Genomic DNA, 16,375 nt, shown 5'->3' with positions numbered 1-16,375 from the left:
TTTATTCCTCCTTCCAAAGGTGCTGCAGATTATAAAGAATCTCTGTATAGGAAAAAAAGTTATGATACTGTTCTTCTGTGGTTACCTTTGCTGTATCAGCTCCGGTAATCTTCCTGAAAACATCCTCCGCGGTATAACGGAAATCCATACACGACTGTCCGCTTTGCCATATTTTACAAAGAGATTCAAATTCATTGGCAGGAGATAAGAAATTCTTGTGGATCCGTGTAAACTGCGGACTTGTCTGCCAGGATGGATCGGCGGGCAGCCCCCGGCAGTTTCTTAAAAAATCGTTAACCAGGGAAAGATCACAGGCATAGGCCCAGGCGTTGGGCTGGGCGTAATTATCCCACAGATCATAGAGCGACTGGTTCCCGAGGGCATCTGTAATGATGGGATACTGATAGGACAGGTTCAAAAAGGGTTCGTTTACCGTCCACCCTATTTTTTCCAGGCCCGCAGGATAGACGGCTGACTCGTCATAAGCCGCGTCATCATCGAATATGTCCTGATAGGGCGGATAATCCTTATCCGCATTTTTGCCTTCCGGTGTAAAAACACCTTCCCGGTAAGCCATATTGATCCATGAACGGCGGGCACCGAAATTCTGATGCAGGATGGTATCGGTGAGGATATGCAGATAGATACCCAATTTCATCAGGAGTTCTTCCGGCAGCCCGGACAGATCCTTCTTATAAAGAGCGACGTCCTCCGAAAGATTTTTGAGAAGCCCTTCTAACCGGGCAGGACAGGGGATTACCCGATCCGCCAGTTCCTTTTCCGCTCCTTCCGCTTTTTCGGGGATTTCTTCTCCCGGAAAGAAGTGGAAAGGACGCAGGAGTTCTTCACAGACATGGAAAACGCTGCTGCCGCTTTCTGCGGGATACCATGGCTTTGGTTTGTCCAGTTCCTCCGTGTCATACCATTTGGCCATAGCGGTGGGAATGACGGGTACCTCAAACTGGTTTTCTGCCAGGCGGAAAAAGGATGAGGTATTCACCCATTCCGGGATCCAGTCCAGCAGCAGGCTTGCCGTTGTGGCATTGTCCGCCATAAACTGGCAGTATTCGGCAATGGACTGAGCTTGTTCCATGGGGAAGTTATTATAAAGCAGCAAATACTTGATCGCAAAATAATGCATGGCATAGCTCTCCGGCTTGTCCGAGGGCCGGAAGACGGGTTCTGCAACCTTTTTGGGAGGAAAGCAGGCTCCCAATACCGAAAGCTGCTCCAGCATGGCTGTGGCTTCCGGTGAAAGGCGTCGCATTTCCATGGAAGCCCTGCCCGGGAAGTAATGGCCCTGCATGGCCTGATCCCCGATGAGCAGCCCGTTTCCGATGAGCCACGTCTCTTCGTCAAACCAGAAATTATAAACCATATCCTCATAGGGAACGGCGGTGATGCTGAGGATCTCTTCCGGAACCGGACGGCCTTCCCCGGTACTCCATGCATAAATCCGCTCTCCGCTCCGCGCGTCACAGGCCGGAACCGGACGGAAGGAACCGTTATCCCCTTCCAGGCACAGGGTATGGGTGTCGGAGACCCACAGGGTATTTTGATATGTTTTTATGCAGAGAAGTGTGTTTTCCATACCGGTGATGATATCCCGCACCGGCATGGACCTGCCGTCAGGAGTGAGAAGCACGTCGCCGATTTTCACATCCTGTGCCGCAAGCAGGCCCATAGGTGTAAGGAGGAGGGTATCCCGGGCAACACATCCCCACTGGTAAAACAGCCGCTCCACCTTCACCTGCGCAGGATCCGTACTCTGGTACTCATATTGGGCTATGATACTGACATAACCGTCTTTGTATGTGCTCCCTGATGGATGCTTTATGTTCAGGAGAAAATTGCCGTACAGTTCGGCTTCTGTGGTACGGTCCATCACGGAAGCGGAAGTCAGGTCGGAATTCCAGTCTTCGGGGAAGGTAATCTTCAGCTTGTTCGGCTGCTCTGTTATAATGTCGTCGGACTCTGTTTTGTTGTATTCCAATATCTCCACATTTTTGTCGGAGATCTGTGACCAGGGCTGGATCATGCGGGCACAGCCGGGCATTTCTTTTTCATCGTTCAGGATACGGTAAAGACTGATTCTGGGCTGGTATTTTTCATAAAAATAACCGGTCTTTGCCATCTTATAAAAATAAGCCTGGTTTTTCAGGGATATGGTTATGGTAAATGGCAGATAAACCGGCATCTCCTGAATCTCGGGGTCCAGCTGCGTTTCCTTATGATAATCCGGATCCGACATCTGGGATTTCCGGTCATAGCTGATGCAGACCATATCGGGGTGATAGGTCCGATTCGGATGCTTGATTACCGGATCGCTCAGCTCCACCGTGCACACATCCTCCTGGAAGGACTGGATGATCGCTGTGGAAGAGCAGACCTTCCCGCGCAGATAGGGTTTACCGTCACCGGATTGATCCACCGTGGAGTATATGCTGTCAATACGGATAAGACGTTCGGTCAGGCCTGCGGTAAGGCTCTCACAGGATACCGGGGAAACAAAGCGGTTGGTTTCCCCGGATACGGTCTGGTCGATTTGCTTTATAATGTCTTTTGTCCTGGCATCCCGGAAGTAATGGCACACATTGAGCTGCGGAATCAGGCTGGCGCTGCATAAGGATAATTCTGTTTTCGCCGAAAGCCGGAAGGTCAGTCCATTGGTTTCGCCCCGCAGGTTAGGGGCTACCTTTAGATCATGGACCAGATAACCGTCCGTAAGATTCAAATCGTTCCTTGGTTCGGCACGCAGGACACCGTTTCTTTGCGTACGAAGGCTGGAAAGCATTTCCGGCGCGGTACGTTTCAGACGTTCTTCACCGCCCAGGTGCTCCAGGAAAAAGGCGTAGTGTGCTTCCCGGGTAAAATCAAGCTCCAGGATTCCCCCCGCTTCCCTGGCTTCTTCGATCACATTGTCCAGTAAAGTATATGATTTCATAGATACCTCCTCTCTGAGATACTTAATGTAAACGTATCACAAAAGAAATTGTCAGACAATATAAAATATATACAAAATATATTCTGTAAATTTGTATGTTAATTTACTAATTATTGGTTGACTTATAGATCGGGAAAACGGTATGATTAACATATATGGGCGCACTAGTTATCTGTTTTTTGCAAGAAAATTATAGAAACCGTTACACATTTTGAAAAGGAGGATGAATATGGAGAATGAACTGGCAACAAAGGTTGGAGGGGAAAATGATCTGACTTTCAACGTGCAGGCATCCCTGGATTTCACACTGATCGGCACCAAACTGAAAATGGCATTTTCCAAAATCGGGAAAGAAAATGCCTTTGTGATTCTTCCGGGCGAACTGCAGTCCGCAGAGGGAATGACTATAAAAGAGATGGTAGAAGCGATTAACCAGTTCGGCAAAGATTATGACCCTTCCATGACCTCAGATCTGACACAGGATAAGGTAGAAGGGGCGGTGACAGATGTAAGCAGCGCGGCCGCCAAAAAGACGGGGAACGAAGCGGATATCCGGGCAGTGGAAAACGGCCTGGATTTCAATAAAATCAAAATCCGGCTGAATCAGGCGTTTTTACTGCTCATGACAGGGCACCAGCTGGAGTATGCGCTGGAAATCGATGTTATGCTGGACGGTGTATTTCCCAGCCAGGCTTTTATCGATGTGGAAAGGCTTTCCCTCATGGTGTGGAATACCAGGCGTGCCAAAATACTGAGTACAATGAATATCGTGGATGTGGAAAAGATGCTGGAGGATACTGAGTGAGAGAACTGCCCGACGGCCGGCCTTCCAATGGAGGGTCCAGCCCTCTTACCAACCACATACGGCTGGAAGCGGATGCATCGATAGGAAAACTGCATTTCCTGGTTTCTTATACTGCCGGGAAAGAATGCAAGGAGCTTGCCGGGGCCTGGATCCGAAAAAGCGGGGAGGACTGCGGCCTGGCTCTGCTTTCGGAGGAGCTTGCCGGCACGCCCCTTTCCTTTCAGGTACCGGAAATCATCACGGAGTATGGCCTTTTCCTGAAAGAACTGCGATTTGCTTACGCCTTTGAGGCGGAGGAATTTTCCCTGCGTCTGGCGACCACGGAATATGGCGCTCTTTCCATCCGCACGGGAAAAGCCGGCGGCCTTCGGGAATTTGTTTTTACGCTGGAGCTTGGGATGAAGCTGTCCCTTTCCGCCATGCCTCTGCTAGGGGATTGCATCGGCGACGAGTGGACGGTTGAACTGGATTGGCTGTCCCTTAAGCTGGGCGGCAGCCAAAGGGCGGCTCTTTCCGCCTGCCTTGCCGTGGCCTTCGGAAACACCCGGCTGCCCCTTACCCTGGGAGAAGAGAATGGCGGAGTGGAAGAGACTCGCGTGGGCACAGGGGTGACGGAGCATGGGGAGCAGACGGAGGCCGGTGATATAAAATGGGTGGATATAAAAAAGAATCTGGGGCCGGTCCGGCTGTCCCGCCTGGGTTTTGTACTGGGAGAAGGCAGTATCACAGTCTATGTGGACGCGGGACTCTCTTTGTCTGTCCTGCTGTTTGAAGTGCTGGGGCTTTATGTCACGGTTCCCATGAAAAAGGGGAAAGCGGCGGCATTCGGAATGCAGGGACTGACGGTGAGCATACGCAAGGATCCCCTGATCCTTTCCGGGGGCCTGTACATTACCAGGGAACAGGGGGTGGAGCTTTATACAGGGGAACTGTCCGTGCGTGTAAAGAATTTTCAGCTCATGGTTTTGGGATCTTACGGGAAGCTGCCCGGCGGAGAGGCTTCTTTTTTTGCCTGGCTGATGCTGTGTTACCCCCTGGGAGGGCCTCCGGTTTTCTATATAACGGGGATAGCAGGAGGCTTTGGTTATAACCGGACGCTGCTGCTGCCATCCGGGGCGGAAGCGGTCAAAAGCTTTCCTTTTGTGGAGGCGGTCATGGGAGGAGGGCAGCTGACGGAAGAGATGACGCCTGCACAGGTGCTGAAAGCAATGAATACCTATATAGTACCCTGTAAAGGCCAGTTTTTCGCCGCTGCAGGCATCCGTTTTACCTCCTTCGGGCTGCTGGACAGTTTTCTGCTTTTAAACGTGGTATGGGGGAACCGGCTGAAGCTTGCGCTTATGGGGGTATCCACCCTGTCCCTTCCCCCGGGAAACCCGAAGCCCTTTGTTTACGCGGAGCTTTCCCTGCTCGCAGTGGTATCTCCTTCGGAAGGCGTGGTTAGCATCCTGGGAGCTTTAAGCAGCCAGTCTTTTCTTTTGGATCGAAACTGCAGGCTGCAGGGAGGCTTTGCTTTTGCCGCCTGGTTTGGGGAGAACGAACACAGCGGTGATTTTGTCCTGACAATGGGCGGTTATAAAGAAGGGTTTGTCGTAGCCCATTACCCCAAAGTGGATCGGATTGGGATACATTGGAACATAGACAAGGATCTGGTGTTAAGCGCTTCTTTTTATTTTGCGCTGACACCCAGCTGTGTCATGCTCGGCGGCAATGCCTCCATTACCTACGAGCGGGGCCGGCTGCGGGCCTGGTTCCGGGCAGGTCTGGAATTTTACATGAAGTGGAAGCCCTTTGCCTATGAATTTTATGTGGGAATCAGCCTGGGAGCCAGCTTCCGCTGGGATTTCTTTCCTTTTTACAGGACCTTTACCCTGGAAGTGGGAGCGAGCCTTACTTGTTATGGGCCGCCTTTCGGAGGAAAGCTGCATATATCCTGGTTTATTATATCCTTCACCATTTCTTTCGGCTCAGAGAAGCCCGAAGAGAAAGCGCTTGCCTGGGGGGAGTTTGCGGAGGCCTTTCTGACAGGGCAGGACGCCAACGGCGGAAAGAAGATTCTATCGGTACAGGCCGCGGGAAGCAGTGCGGGAAAGGGAGAGGACGGGCTTTCCTGGTACAGCACGGACCGGCTTGTCCTGGAAGTAAAAAGCCTGCTGCCCTCCACCGCCATAAGCGTACAGGGAAAAGAAAAAGAGCTTGCCCCGGAGCCTGTAAACAGGGAACCTATAGGGGTGGTGCCCATGAAGCTGGAAACGTTTGCAAGTACCCTGAAGGCAGTCGTCACGGATAAGACCGGACAGGCACAGGATGTAAGGGCGGAGTGGATTTACGGAAATGTACCGAAAGCGCTGTGGGATACACACAAACCGGATCCCTACGGAACGGAAGGGCTGAAAAAAAACCAGCTTTTAGGGATCAGGCTGAAAGCCCCTGAACCGATACCTGAGAACAGGCTCCCCCAAAAGGGCTATTATTCCATGAAGGTACTGTGCGAAAATGAAAAGCTTGGCCCCCTCTGTTTTGTATGGCCCCAAACGGATCCCATACAACCGAAGGAATACCCGGGGGATGTTCTGGAACAGATTGAAAAATCAATTGTGGGGAATGTAAAAAGAAGCAGTGTTCTGAATTGTCTGGCGGAAAACTATAGCACCGCAGCAGCGGCCGATATGGTGGGCTGGGGCAGCAACCTGGAAGAAATCCTTCTGGGTGAGCCGGTCCTTTCGCCTATGGGAATGGGAGAGTAAGATGGAACAGGAAAGAATCGGTTTGGCATCCCAATTGAAACCCGGACTTACCGCAGGAGTCTATACCCTGGAGGCAAGACAGGAGAGCACGATACCTGGAAGCACGGTTGAACCGGCGTTTTTTTCCTTCCGCTGCGGAGCGGATCCCTTATGTATGCCGCAAAGTGATGTTTATTCCGTCTACCCTCCCAGGGATGCCTTCGGTAACTTTGAGAGAGTGCTTCCAAACCTTGTATTTACAAACAAGACGCTGCCCTGGGAACGGGACGTGGCAAAAGCGGAGAAATTGCCCTGGCTCGCTTTGCTTTTATTTGATGAAACAGAGGATGCTGCGGTGAGATCCCTTCCAGCAAAGGAAGCGTTTACGCCGGAGACAGGCAGGTACTGCCCTGTGGTATATGATTCCTCCATGGCGGCAGACTGCATGGTACTGGATGTGGCGGCAGGGCTGTTTGCGGGTGTCTGTCCGGACGCAGGGGATCTTTCTCTGTGTGCCCATGCCCGCTGTGTATGCAGGGATAATAAGGTGACGGAAGAAAATCCGCCTGAGGAATGGCTTTCCGTATTGCTGTCCACCAGATATCCGGCAGCGGTTCCAGGCGGAAAAGGGATTAAAAACAGCTGCTATGTGGTATCCGTGGAGCAGTTCGGGGAATTTTTGACGGACCCTTCCCTGCGGGCGGAAATCGCAGGGGAGCAGATGTATACAACCGTCAGGGTGCCGTTATTGTACAGCTGGAGTTTTTATTGTGCAACCGAAGAATTTGACTTTAAAACAGTCTTTGAAGGCCTGGATACAAGTGCATTCCAGCTGCCCGAGATAAGGAAGAACAGCCTGCCGGAGGAACTGCGTAATCTTTTGAAGATGGGCTATGCGCCTGTAGACCATCAGCTGCGGGATGCAAGCTCCACAGTCTCTTTTTACCGCGGCCCTTTTGCGGCGTACCGGGAAAGAGACAGCGGCATGAAGCCCAAGATGAACGGGGACGCCTGGCTGCATTACGATCCGGATATGGGGATGTTTGACATCAGCTATAGCGCCGCTTATTGTCTGGGCCGGCAGCTGGCCTTGCAGAATGGAAGCTACTCTGCGGCCCTTCATACCTGGCGCAGCACGGATAAGGCACTTGCAGCAGGAATCCGCCAGCGGTACAGGCTGGCCTGCGGTCTGGGGGCCGAACGGGATATCCGCAGCAGATGCCTTGCTCTCATGGAACAAGAGAGGGAAGGCGCCGGTGAAGGCAGGGATCCGGCCGGTATTGAGGGGACCGGACAGTTTGCCGCCGTGCTGGAGGCGTATATCAAAGAGATGCTGGCTCAGGCCGCAAATGGGCTGGTGTCGGCCTGTTTGCTGCCGGAAGAAAGGAAGTTATAAAGATGGAGCAAAGCTGGCTTGCAGGAGAGAAGGATCAAACTAATCTCTTCGATTATTTTAACTGGACAGGTGTGCCGGAGGTACCGGAGGAAATCCTCCGTTCCCTGGCACAGTGGGCACTGCTCTACGATGTACCCTTTCCCTATATGACGGTGAGAGAAGAGATGCTTCCGCCGGAAAGCCTCCGTTTTTTCTTTCTGGATAAAAGCTATATCGCAGCGCTGCTGGACGGAGCCATGAGTCCCGGACGCAGCTTTGCGATCGATTACCAGCATGACGCGAAGGTGATTGAAACGGTAATGGAAAGGGCATTCTGTGAAAGTACCCGTATCAGGCCAAGGCTGCAGAAAAAGGAAGCAAAAGCCCCTGAGGACGGAAGCAATGCCATGTCGGGAGTGGTGACCGGTTTCCTTCTGCGCTCCGTTATGGTGAGCGGCTGGCGGGGGCTGGAATTTCAGGCTTTTGCGGAAGGAAACGACAGGGATCCTCTGCGTGCGCTGCGGCTGGAAACCCTGGGCGCACAAGTGCTGCTTGGACTATATATGGGTGAAATAAAAAGACTGGTAATCGCGCAGCCTCCGGAGGGAATGCATTTCGGGTTTTCCTGTAAAAAAGGAAAGAGTGCGGACACGGATGGGCGGGGGGCCATATTTGAAAAACGTGTCCGCAGCTTAACGGATGGAAGGCTGCTGGAGGGGGAAGGCGCACTCGCCGATGTAGTTCTGAAGGACGGCGGATACCGGGTGGTAAACCTTTCCGCGACCATGGCTAATATTCAGGGTGCATTGGGAGAGGGAACGGTTAACTCGGCTCTCACAGCATTGGAAATGATACAAAACCCATATACAGGGGAAGTGGTAAGAAACCGGTAAGCTTCCCTGTATTCTGTATGGCTCCCGGTTTCCTGGTTAATAAAAATAATTGAAAAAAAAACAAAATTCCAGGTTCCTATCCTTTTTGCATACTTTCTGTAAAAATCCAGATAATAACAGCAGACCATACAGAAAGGAATGCACAAAAATGAATAAAAACCAAAGTACGGCACAGGAATCCCCGATCTTGGGAAAGCAGAGCGTAAACCTGAAAAAGCCGGTATACATCATAGACAGCGCCTCCATTGTGGGGAAAAAAGAAGGAGAAGGCCCGCTGGGAGAGCTGTTTGACCTGGTGGGAGAGGACGATATGTTCGGCAGCCAGTCCTGGGAGGAGGCGGAAAGCACCCTGCAGAAGGAGGCCCTGGGTACGGCGCTGAGAAAAGCCGGCTGGAAGCAGGAGGATGTGCGTTTCCTCTTTGCAGGCGATCTCCTGGGGCAGGAAATCGCCACCAGCTTCGGGCTGATGGACTTTGAACTTCCGCTGTTCGGCCTGTATGGAGCGTGTTCCACCTGCGGACTTTCCATCACCCTGGCCTCCCTTGTCATCAGCGGCGGTTTTGCCGAAAAAGCAGCCTGTGTTACCAGCAGCCATTTCGCCAGCGCCGAAAAAGAATTCCGTTTTCCCCTGGGCTACGGCAACCAGCGCCCCTTATCCGCCACCTGGACGGTGACCGGAAGCGGTGCCTTTGTACTTGCTGCGGACAAAGGCGGGAAAGCCAGGGCAAAAATTACCGGGCTGACCCCGGGAAAAATTGTGGATTACGGCCTGAAGGACAGCATGAACATGGGGGCCTGCATGGCTCCGGCAGCGGCATCCACGATTGAACAGCACCTGAAGGATTTCGGCAGAAAGCCGGATTATTATGATAAGATCATAACAGGGGATTTGGGAACGGTGGGACAGACCGTACTCATTGACCTGCTTACTAAAAAAGGAATTGACATCTCCGGCCAGCATATGGACTGCGGTATAGAAATTTTTGACGCCAAGGAGCAGGATACCCATGCAGGAGGTTCCGGCTGCGGCTGTTCCGCGGTAACCCTTTCCGCTTATATCCTTAAAATGCTGGAAGAAGGGGTATGGAAACATGTGCTCTTTGCTCCCACCGGAGCGCTCTTAAGCAAGACCAGCTTCAACGAAGGGCAGAATGTACCGGGCATAGCTCATGCGGTAGTGCTGGAAAGCCCGGAGTAAAGTAAATTTAATCCGCCAATCGTAACCGTACCGCCGCCCCGGGGAAAAGCAGGGGAGGGGCATGCCGCAGGGCACACAGGGCCGGCTGGATGCCGCTGCAAAAACGTATCATGTCAATAACGTATCATTGCCAAGCGCCGGCCGAAAAGGTATAATAACGGTTATGGAATCGTATCCTGGGAATACCAGGTGTGATAAAAATGCCGGCAGACAGAAGGTCCTGTCGGCACAAGACAGGAAAGCAGGCGGAAAAATGCGTACTATGGAATTCAAAATGGAGCGCCCGGGGCTTCTGAAGGAGGGCGATCATGTGACGGTCACGGAGGGTGTCCTTCCCAGCAACTATTATTACACCATCGATCCTTCCCTTGCCATGTCCGGCAACTATCCTTTCCGGGAAAAGCTGTCGGCCAGAGAAGGGGATGTGACGGCAGTCATTGAAAATGAAAGAGGTTTTTATGTGACGGTGGCTTTTGACGAATGAGTCCTCACAGGAAAGACAACGGGCTGCGGAGATTACGCCGGTAATTTCCCCAGCCCGTTTTGCGCATCCGGGGCGTTATAACCGGCATATTTCACCTTGCCCGCCGGGAAAAATAATGGTATTATGAAAACCGTGGCAACTGTGACGGGACTGTGCAGTTACGAGTTGTATAATTAGAAACAGAGGTAATGGAGGATTTATTATGTTCAAAAAAATAGCAACAGACAAGGCGCCTGCAGCAATCGGACCTTACTCCCAGGCTATTGCAGCCGGTGATTTTTTATTTGCTTCCGGGCAGATACCCATTAATCCGGAGAACGGGAACATTGAGGCGGAAGGGATTGAAGCCCAGGCGGAGCAGGTTATGAAAAATATCGGGGCAATTCTGGAAGCTGCCGGCACCGGCTATGCCAATGTGGTGAAAACAAGCTGTTTCCTTGCCGATATGGCGGATTTTGCGGCGTTCAATGCCGTTTATGAAAAATATTTTACCGAAAAACCCGCAAGAAGCTGTGTGGCGGTAAAGCAGCTGCCCAAAAGCGTTCTCTGTGAAGTCGAAGTGATCGCTTATCTGGGATAACCGTATGGGCACGAAAGATAATATTGTATTAATCGGTATGCCGGGCGCGGGAAAAAGCACGGTCGGCGTGGTTCTGGCGAAGGTTCTGGGCTGCCGGTTCCTGGATTCGGATCTGGTTATCCAGGAGGAGACGGGACGGCTTCTTCACGAAATCATTTCCGGCGACGGGCTTGCGGGCTTTTTGGAGATTGAAAACGATGTGAACAGCCGGATAGAAGCACAGAACAGTATCATTGCCACCGGAGGAAGCGTGGTTTACGGAGAACAGGCCATGCGTCATCTGAAGGAAATCGGAACAGTGGTTTATCTGGAGCTTTCCTGTGAAGAGATAGAAACCAGGCTGGGTGACCTGCGAAAAAGGGGCGTGGCCCTGAAGGACGGACAGACTCTGGAAGAGCTGTATGCGGAGAGAGTCCCTCTGTATGAAAAATATGCGGATGTCACTGTCCGCTGTACAGGAAAACGGATCCGCCGGATTATAGCGGAGCTGACCGACCTTTTTTTGCCCGATAAGGAATAGAAAGTTGGGATATTTATGAAACAGAACAGTCAGAACAACGCAGGCGGGCAATACCGCAGCAGCCTGCTTCTTTTTCTTGCCGCATCCATCTGGGGTGTGGCTTTTGTGGCCCAGAGCGTGGGAATGGATTATATGGGGCCTTTTACCTTTAATGGGGCCAGGAGCCTTATCGGCGGAATCGTCCTTCTTCCGTTAATTGCCGTCCGGGAAAGAAGCAGGAAAAAGAACGGCGGAGAAGCCGAAACGCCGGAAAAAAAGAAGGCCCGCCGTAAAGTAACCCTGCTGGGAGGCTGCTGCTGTGGTCTGGCCATCTGCACCGCCAGCATGTTCCAGCAGTATGGGATCCAATATACCACCGTTGGCAAGGCGGGGTTCATAACCACCCTTTATATTATTATCGTCCCTATTATGGGGCTGTTTTTCGGGAAAAAGGTGAGAAGGATTGTCTGGGCCGGAGCGGCCCTGGCGGCGGCAGGGATGTATCTGCTGTGCGTCAATGAGACGTTAAGCCTGAACAAGGGAGATCTGCTGGTATTTTTGTGCGCCGTGATCTTTTCCGTACATATCCTGGTAATTGATTATTTTTCCCCCAAAGCGGACGGCGTGAAGCTGTCCTGCATCCAGTTTTTTGTGGCGGGGATCCTCTGTACCATCGGGGCGTTCCTGCTGGAAACCCCTTCCTGGGATGCGCTGGTAAGCGGAGCCGTCCCGGTGCTTTATGCCGGTGTCATGTCCTGCGGCGTTGCGTATACCCTCCAGATAATCGGGCAGAGAAATCTGGATCCTACGGTAGCCTCCCTGATATTGAGCCTGGAATCGGTGGTTTCCGTCCTTGCGGGCTGGGTGATTCTGGATCAGACCATGAACGGCAAGGAAATTTTCGGCTGCGTACTCGTATTTGCCGCCGTAATCCTGGTGCAGCTTCCGGGCAAGAAACCGCAGCCTGTGGCGGAACCGGAAATCTGACTAGTGCCGGGCGGCACTAGGCGGATACGATTCCTTTATAAAACAACAAAATAAGCACAACAATAATGATGGGGCGGACTGTTTTCGCCCCATTTTTTACGACCATGCCGGAACCGATAAAGTTTCCGAGAATGGAGAAAAAAGCGGCGGCAAGCCCTAACAGTAGGTAAACCTGTCCGTTTACAAGAAAAGTAACCAGGGCCGCCGGATGGGAAGCCAGGTTAATGCATTTCGTATTCCCGGCAGAGTTTAGCCCCTGCATTTACGGCATTTCAGGACAGCTGCCCCGCGGCCGTCCCCTCCCGTTAACTTTCCTTTACCGAAATGTAAATAGATTGTGAATTCTTTCTAGCATTTCTGTGATTCTATTGTTTTGGCAGGAGGCGGCGGGTATAGTATAAATAGGGGATATTACAGTCTGTCCCGCCGTAATAAAAGCGGCGGAAAGGGCAGAGAGCGGGGGATGGTTTTTTTGAAAAAAAAGATTTGGTTTGCCTTATTTGCAGCGGCGGTAGTAACCAATATAGTGGCGTGGAACAGCACGGCATTTTGCGACTGGCACATCCGGTTTGTGTTTCCGGTTTCCGTTAATACTTACGGCAGGATGATGTCCGTCTTTCCTTTTTCCGTGGGGGAATGGATGATTGCCTTCGGCATCCTGCTGCTGGCGGAAGCGCTGCTTCTGGGGCTGGTGAGGGTTTTTGTCAGAAAAGACTGGGTAAAGAAACTATGCAGGGGGTTTTATAAGGGCTTCGCCTGGATTCTGCTGGCGGTGTTCTGGATCATGACCTGCAACTGTTTCCTTTTATATCATGCGTCTCCGATTGATGAGAAATATATGCCGGAGAAAACAGAACGCGGCTATACGGACAAGGAACTGGCGGCGGTGCGGGATTATATCGTCACACAGCTGAACGGGCTGACGGAGCAGATGGAACGGGATGAAAAGGGGTATCTGGTCTATGAGGATGAAATCAATGCAGGTGCGATAAAAGCCATGCAGAGCCTGGGAAACGAGTACGGGCAGCTTTCCGGTTATTATCCCAATGCCAAGACCATTCATTCCTCCGATTTCCTGAGCCAGGAACATATGATGGGATATTACTTCCCTTTTTCCATGGAAGCGAATTATAACAAAACCATGTATGTGGTGAACAAGCCCGCCACCATCTGCCACGAGCTGGCGCATCTGAAGGGGTTTATTTACGAGGATGAGGCTAATTTCATCGGCTTCCTGGCCTGTATCGGTTCGGATGACCTTTTCTTCCGGTACAGCGGTTATATGAGCGTGTTAAGCTATGTGGAAAAGGAATTCCGGGACTCCGTAAACCATAACGCATCCCAATATTTTGAACACCCGGAAATCGCCCGGAGTGTTTACGACGATGACCTGTTCCTGACGGCGGAGGCGTGGGAAAAGGTGGAAGAGAAAGCGGTGATCCAGACGGCGGCGGTCAAGAAAGCATCCAACCAGTTCACGGAAGCGACGCTGAAGCTGAACGGGGTGGAGGATGGCATGAAGAGCTACAGCAGGGTGGTGCAGCTGCTGCTGAAATATTATGATGGAATTTTGTACTGACCCTATGGCGGCGTCCAGGGAGGGCAGGGCAAATTGTTCAAAACGGTCTGAACGATTACGCCGGTGGAGTTTTGCAGCCGTTGTTAAGTAAAGCTATGGATAATTCGGCAAAATGTATGGAGAAAACAGTCCTTTTTACGGATGGACTGTTTTCTCCATATTTTTTTGCCCCAAATTGGGATTCTCTCCATGTCAAAATCAATGGGCGGTTGCTAATATAATCATAGAAATACCCGATACAGGAAACGGGTATTTAAAGCGGGAAGCAGCCGTCGGATGCGGGTACAGGCAATGGTGTCCGACAGCTGTCCTGCGGGAAAGGAATCCAGGAGGAAGAGATATGAGCCGTATGAAACGCAAATCCATCCGGGCGGAGCAGGAAAAGAAAAAGAGTATATGGAGGAACTGGCAGCTGTATGTGATGTGCCTGCCCGCCGTTGTTTATTTTCTTATCTTCGCTTATAAACCGATGTATGGAATCATCATCGCCTTTAAAAATTATAGTATGCGAAAAGGGATTATGGGAAGCCCATGGATCGGCCTGGATAATTTTGAACGGTTGTTTTCTTCCTACTGGTTTCCCATCATCTTAAAAAATACACTGACTCTGAGCGGGCTGACCCTGCTGCTGGGTTTCCCCGTTCCTATCATTCTTGCGCTGGTCCTCAACGAAGTGCAGAACAGCCGTTTCCGGAAAGGGTTCCAGACGATATCCTATGCCCCCCATTTCATATCGACGGTGGTTCTGTGCGGGATGCTCACGCTGTTTCTCAGCCCCTCCTCCGGCGTCATCAATAAGTTCATCGCCATGGTCGGCGGGGACAGCATTAATTTCCTCCAGGAACCGTCCATGTTCAAATGGGTTTACGTGTTGAGCGGCGTCTGGCAGGAAATGGGATGGGGAAGCATCATTTATTTTGCAACCTTATCGGGGGTGGACAAAGCGCTGATTGAGGCGGCTGAAATCGACGGCGCTTCCAGGCTGCAGAAAATCTGGTATATTAATCTGCCGGTCCTGGTGCCTACCATTCTCATTCTTCTGATATTAAACTGTGGTTCCCTGCTGAGCGTGGGGTACGAGAAGGTATTTTTATTGCAGAATCCCACGAACCTGAGCGCTTCGGAGGTGATTTCCACGTTTGTCTATAAATCCGGTCTGGAAAAGTCGGACTTTTCCTTTGGAGCCGCTGCGGATCTGTTTAATTCGGTGGTAAATACCATTGTCCTGGTGCTGGCGAATACGATTTCCAAACGCACCACGAAAACAAGTCTGTTCTGAGAAAGGAGTAAGAAGGGATGCCAATTAAAATGCCTGGTAAGACGAAGATTAACAACGGTATTTTCAATATCGTGATATATGTCCTGCTGCTGTTCCTTGCGGTTATCATGCTCTATCCGCTGCTGTTTGTCCTGAGCGCTTCCTTCAGCGATCCCAAGGCCGTTGCGGGCGGGGAGATGCTGCTGCTTCCGGTCAGGCCTTCGCTGGAGGGGTACCGGTACCTGCTGCAGTATAAAGAAATCTGGGCCGGCTATCTGAACACCGTTTTCTATATGTTCCTGGGAACCCTGCTGAATCTGGCGGCTACACTTCCCTGTGCCTATGCCATGTCCAGAAAGGATCTGAAAGGGCAGAAATATCTGATGATTTTCTTCATGATTACCATGTATTTCAGCGGAGGCATGATTCCGGGTTATCTAAATATTAAAAGCCTCGGACTGCTGGATACCCGCAGTATCATTCTGATAAACGGCCTGGTATCCACATTTAACCTGATCGTGGCACGCACCTATTTCCTGACGGCTATCCCGTGGGAAATCCAGGAAGCGGCTGTTATTGACGGCTGCAATGACTTCCAGATTTTCGGTAAAATCGTTTTCCCGTTATCCAAAGCGATCACGGTGGTAATGACACTCTATTATGGGGTGGGCCGCTGGAATTCTTATTTTACCGAAATGATCTATCTCAAGGACAGGGGAAAATTCCCTTTGCAGCTGTTTCTGAGGGAGATACTGACGAAAAGTACGTTTGCCAAAACCGCCATGGCGGATGGCATGAGCTTTTCGGCGGAACAGATGATGGCCCTTATCAAACAGGCGGACACCGCGAATATGATCAAATATGGCGTCATTGTGATTTCCGCGCTGCCTATGCTGATCATTTATCCGTTCCTCCAGAAGTATTTTGAGCAGGGCGTAATGATAGGATCCGTAAAGGGCTGACAGGAAAATTATATATCGTAATGATATGTAACTCAAACTTCGCGGGTGCCAAATGGCCCTCCGCCCGCTGTCTGCGGGGCGCTGC

Annotated in this window: 14 protein-coding genes; 12 read left to right on the top strand and 2 right to left on the bottom strand. The window is 51.3% G+C overall.

The window, feature by feature from the left end:
• Nucleotide 1 precedes the first annotated feature (1 nt).
• Nucleotides 2-2,944, bottom strand: coding sequence for a DUF6765 family protein (locus DXA36_RS23135; RefSeq protein ID WP_118681802.1), 2,943 nt, complete (start codon nt 2,942-2,944; stop codon nt 2-4).
• Between the two features lie 229 nt (nt 2,945-3,173).
• Between DXA36_RS23135 and DXA36_RS23130 the strand changes: the two genes are divergently transcribed.
• The 9 genes from DXA36_RS23130 to DXA36_RS23090 all read left to right on the top strand — a co-directional run bounded on the left by DXA36_RS23130 (nt 3,174) and on the right by DXA36_RS23090 (nt 12,491).
• Nucleotides 3,174-3,749 carry a hypothetical protein gene (locus DXA36_RS23130; RefSeq protein ID WP_118681801.1) on the top strand — a complete coding sequence of 192 codons (576 nt, stop codon included), beginning with the start codon at nt 3,174-3,176 and terminating at the stop codon, nt 3,747-3,749.
• Nucleotides 3,746-6,496, top strand: coding sequence for a DUF6603 domain-containing protein (locus DXA36_RS23125; RefSeq protein ID WP_118681800.1), 2,751 nt, complete (start codon nt 3,746-3,748; stop codon nt 6,494-6,496). Before DXA36_RS23130 ends, DXA36_RS23125 begins: the two co-directional genes overlap by 4 nt.
• A 1-nt stretch (nt 6,497) precedes the next feature.
• Nucleotides 6,498-7,871 carry a hypothetical protein gene (locus DXA36_RS23120; RefSeq protein WP_118681799.1) on the top strand — a complete coding sequence of 458 codons (1,374 nt, stop codon included), beginning with the start codon at nt 6,498-6,500 and terminating at the stop codon, nt 7,869-7,871.
• Nucleotides 7,872-7,873: 2 nt separating this feature from the next.
• Nucleotides 7,874-8,743: a hypothetical protein gene (locus tag DXA36_RS23115; RefSeq protein ID WP_118681798.1), complete on the top strand. Its 870-nt coding sequence runs from the start codon at nt 7,874-7,876 to the stop codon at nt 8,741-8,743.
• Nucleotides 8,744-8,891: 148 nt separating this feature from the next.
• The gene (locus tag DXA36_RS23110) at nt 8,892-9,941 is read left to right on the top strand and encodes a stage V sporulation protein AD (protein ID WP_118681797.1); all 1,050 of its coding nucleotides are present in this window, start codon (nt 8,892-8,894) and stop codon (nt 9,939-9,941) included.
• A 253-nt stretch (nt 9,942-10,194) separates the two neighbouring features.
• Nucleotides 10,195-10,425: a hypothetical protein gene (locus DXA36_RS34300; RefSeq protein WP_182479233.1), complete on the top strand. Its 231-nt coding sequence runs from the start codon at nt 10,195-10,197 to the stop codon at nt 10,423-10,425.
• Between the two features lie 202 nt (nt 10,426-10,627).
• Nucleotides 10,628-11,005: a RidA family protein gene (locus DXA36_RS23100; RefSeq protein ID WP_118681796.1), complete on the top strand. Its 378-nt coding sequence runs from the start codon at nt 10,628-10,630 to the stop codon at nt 11,003-11,005.
• A 4-nt stretch (nt 11,006-11,009) separates the two neighbouring features.
• Nucleotides 11,010-11,525: a shikimate kinase gene (locus DXA36_RS23095; RefSeq protein WP_118681795.1), complete on the top strand. Its 516-nt coding sequence runs from the start codon at nt 11,010-11,012 to the stop codon at nt 11,523-11,525.
• Between the two features lie 15 nt (nt 11,526-11,540).
• Entirely contained in the window at nt 11,541-12,491 is a 951-nt protein-coding gene (locus DXA36_RS23090) for a DMT family transporter (protein ID WP_118681794.1), read from the top strand.
• A gap of 16 nt (nt 12,492-12,507) precedes the next feature.
• Here the strand turns inward: DXA36_RS23090 and DXA36_RS23085 are convergent, their stop codons facing one another.
• Nucleotides 12,508-12,753: a hypothetical protein gene (locus tag DXA36_RS23085; RefSeq protein WP_182479229.1), complete on the bottom strand. Its 246-nt coding sequence runs from the start codon at nt 12,751-12,753 to the stop codon at nt 12,508-12,510.
• 210 nt (nt 12,754-12,963) lie between these two features.
• Here DXA36_RS23085 and DXA36_RS23080 point away from each other — a divergent pair, with 210 nt between their 5' ends.
• From DXA36_RS23080 to DXA36_RS23070, 3 genes are all read left to right on the top strand, one after another.
• Entirely contained in the window at nt 12,964-14,070 is a 1,107-nt protein-coding gene (locus tag DXA36_RS23080) for a DUF3810 domain-containing protein (protein ID WP_118681855.1), read from the top strand.
• Between the two features lie 340 nt (nt 14,071-14,410).
• Nucleotides 14,411-15,349 carry an ABC transporter permease gene (locus DXA36_RS23075; protein WP_118681793.1) on the top strand — a complete coding sequence of 313 codons (939 nt, stop codon included), beginning with the start codon at nt 14,411-14,413 and terminating at the stop codon, nt 15,347-15,349.
• A 17-nt stretch (nt 15,350-15,366) separates the two neighbouring features.
• Nucleotides 15,367-16,290 carry a carbohydrate ABC transporter permease gene (locus DXA36_RS23070; protein WP_118681792.1) on the top strand — a complete coding sequence of 308 codons (924 nt, stop codon included), beginning with the start codon at nt 15,367-15,369 and terminating at the stop codon, nt 16,288-16,290.
• The last annotated feature ends 85 nt before the right edge of the window (nt 16,291-16,375 follow it).

It is taken from the genome of Eisenbergiella sp. OF01-20 (genome assembly GCF_003478085.1).
Lineage (GTDB): Bacteria > Bacillota > Clostridia > Lachnospirales > Lachnospiraceae > Eisenbergiella.
Note: the sequence above shows the minus strand (reverse complement) of the source record. Positions and strands in the feature narration are given on the sequence as shown.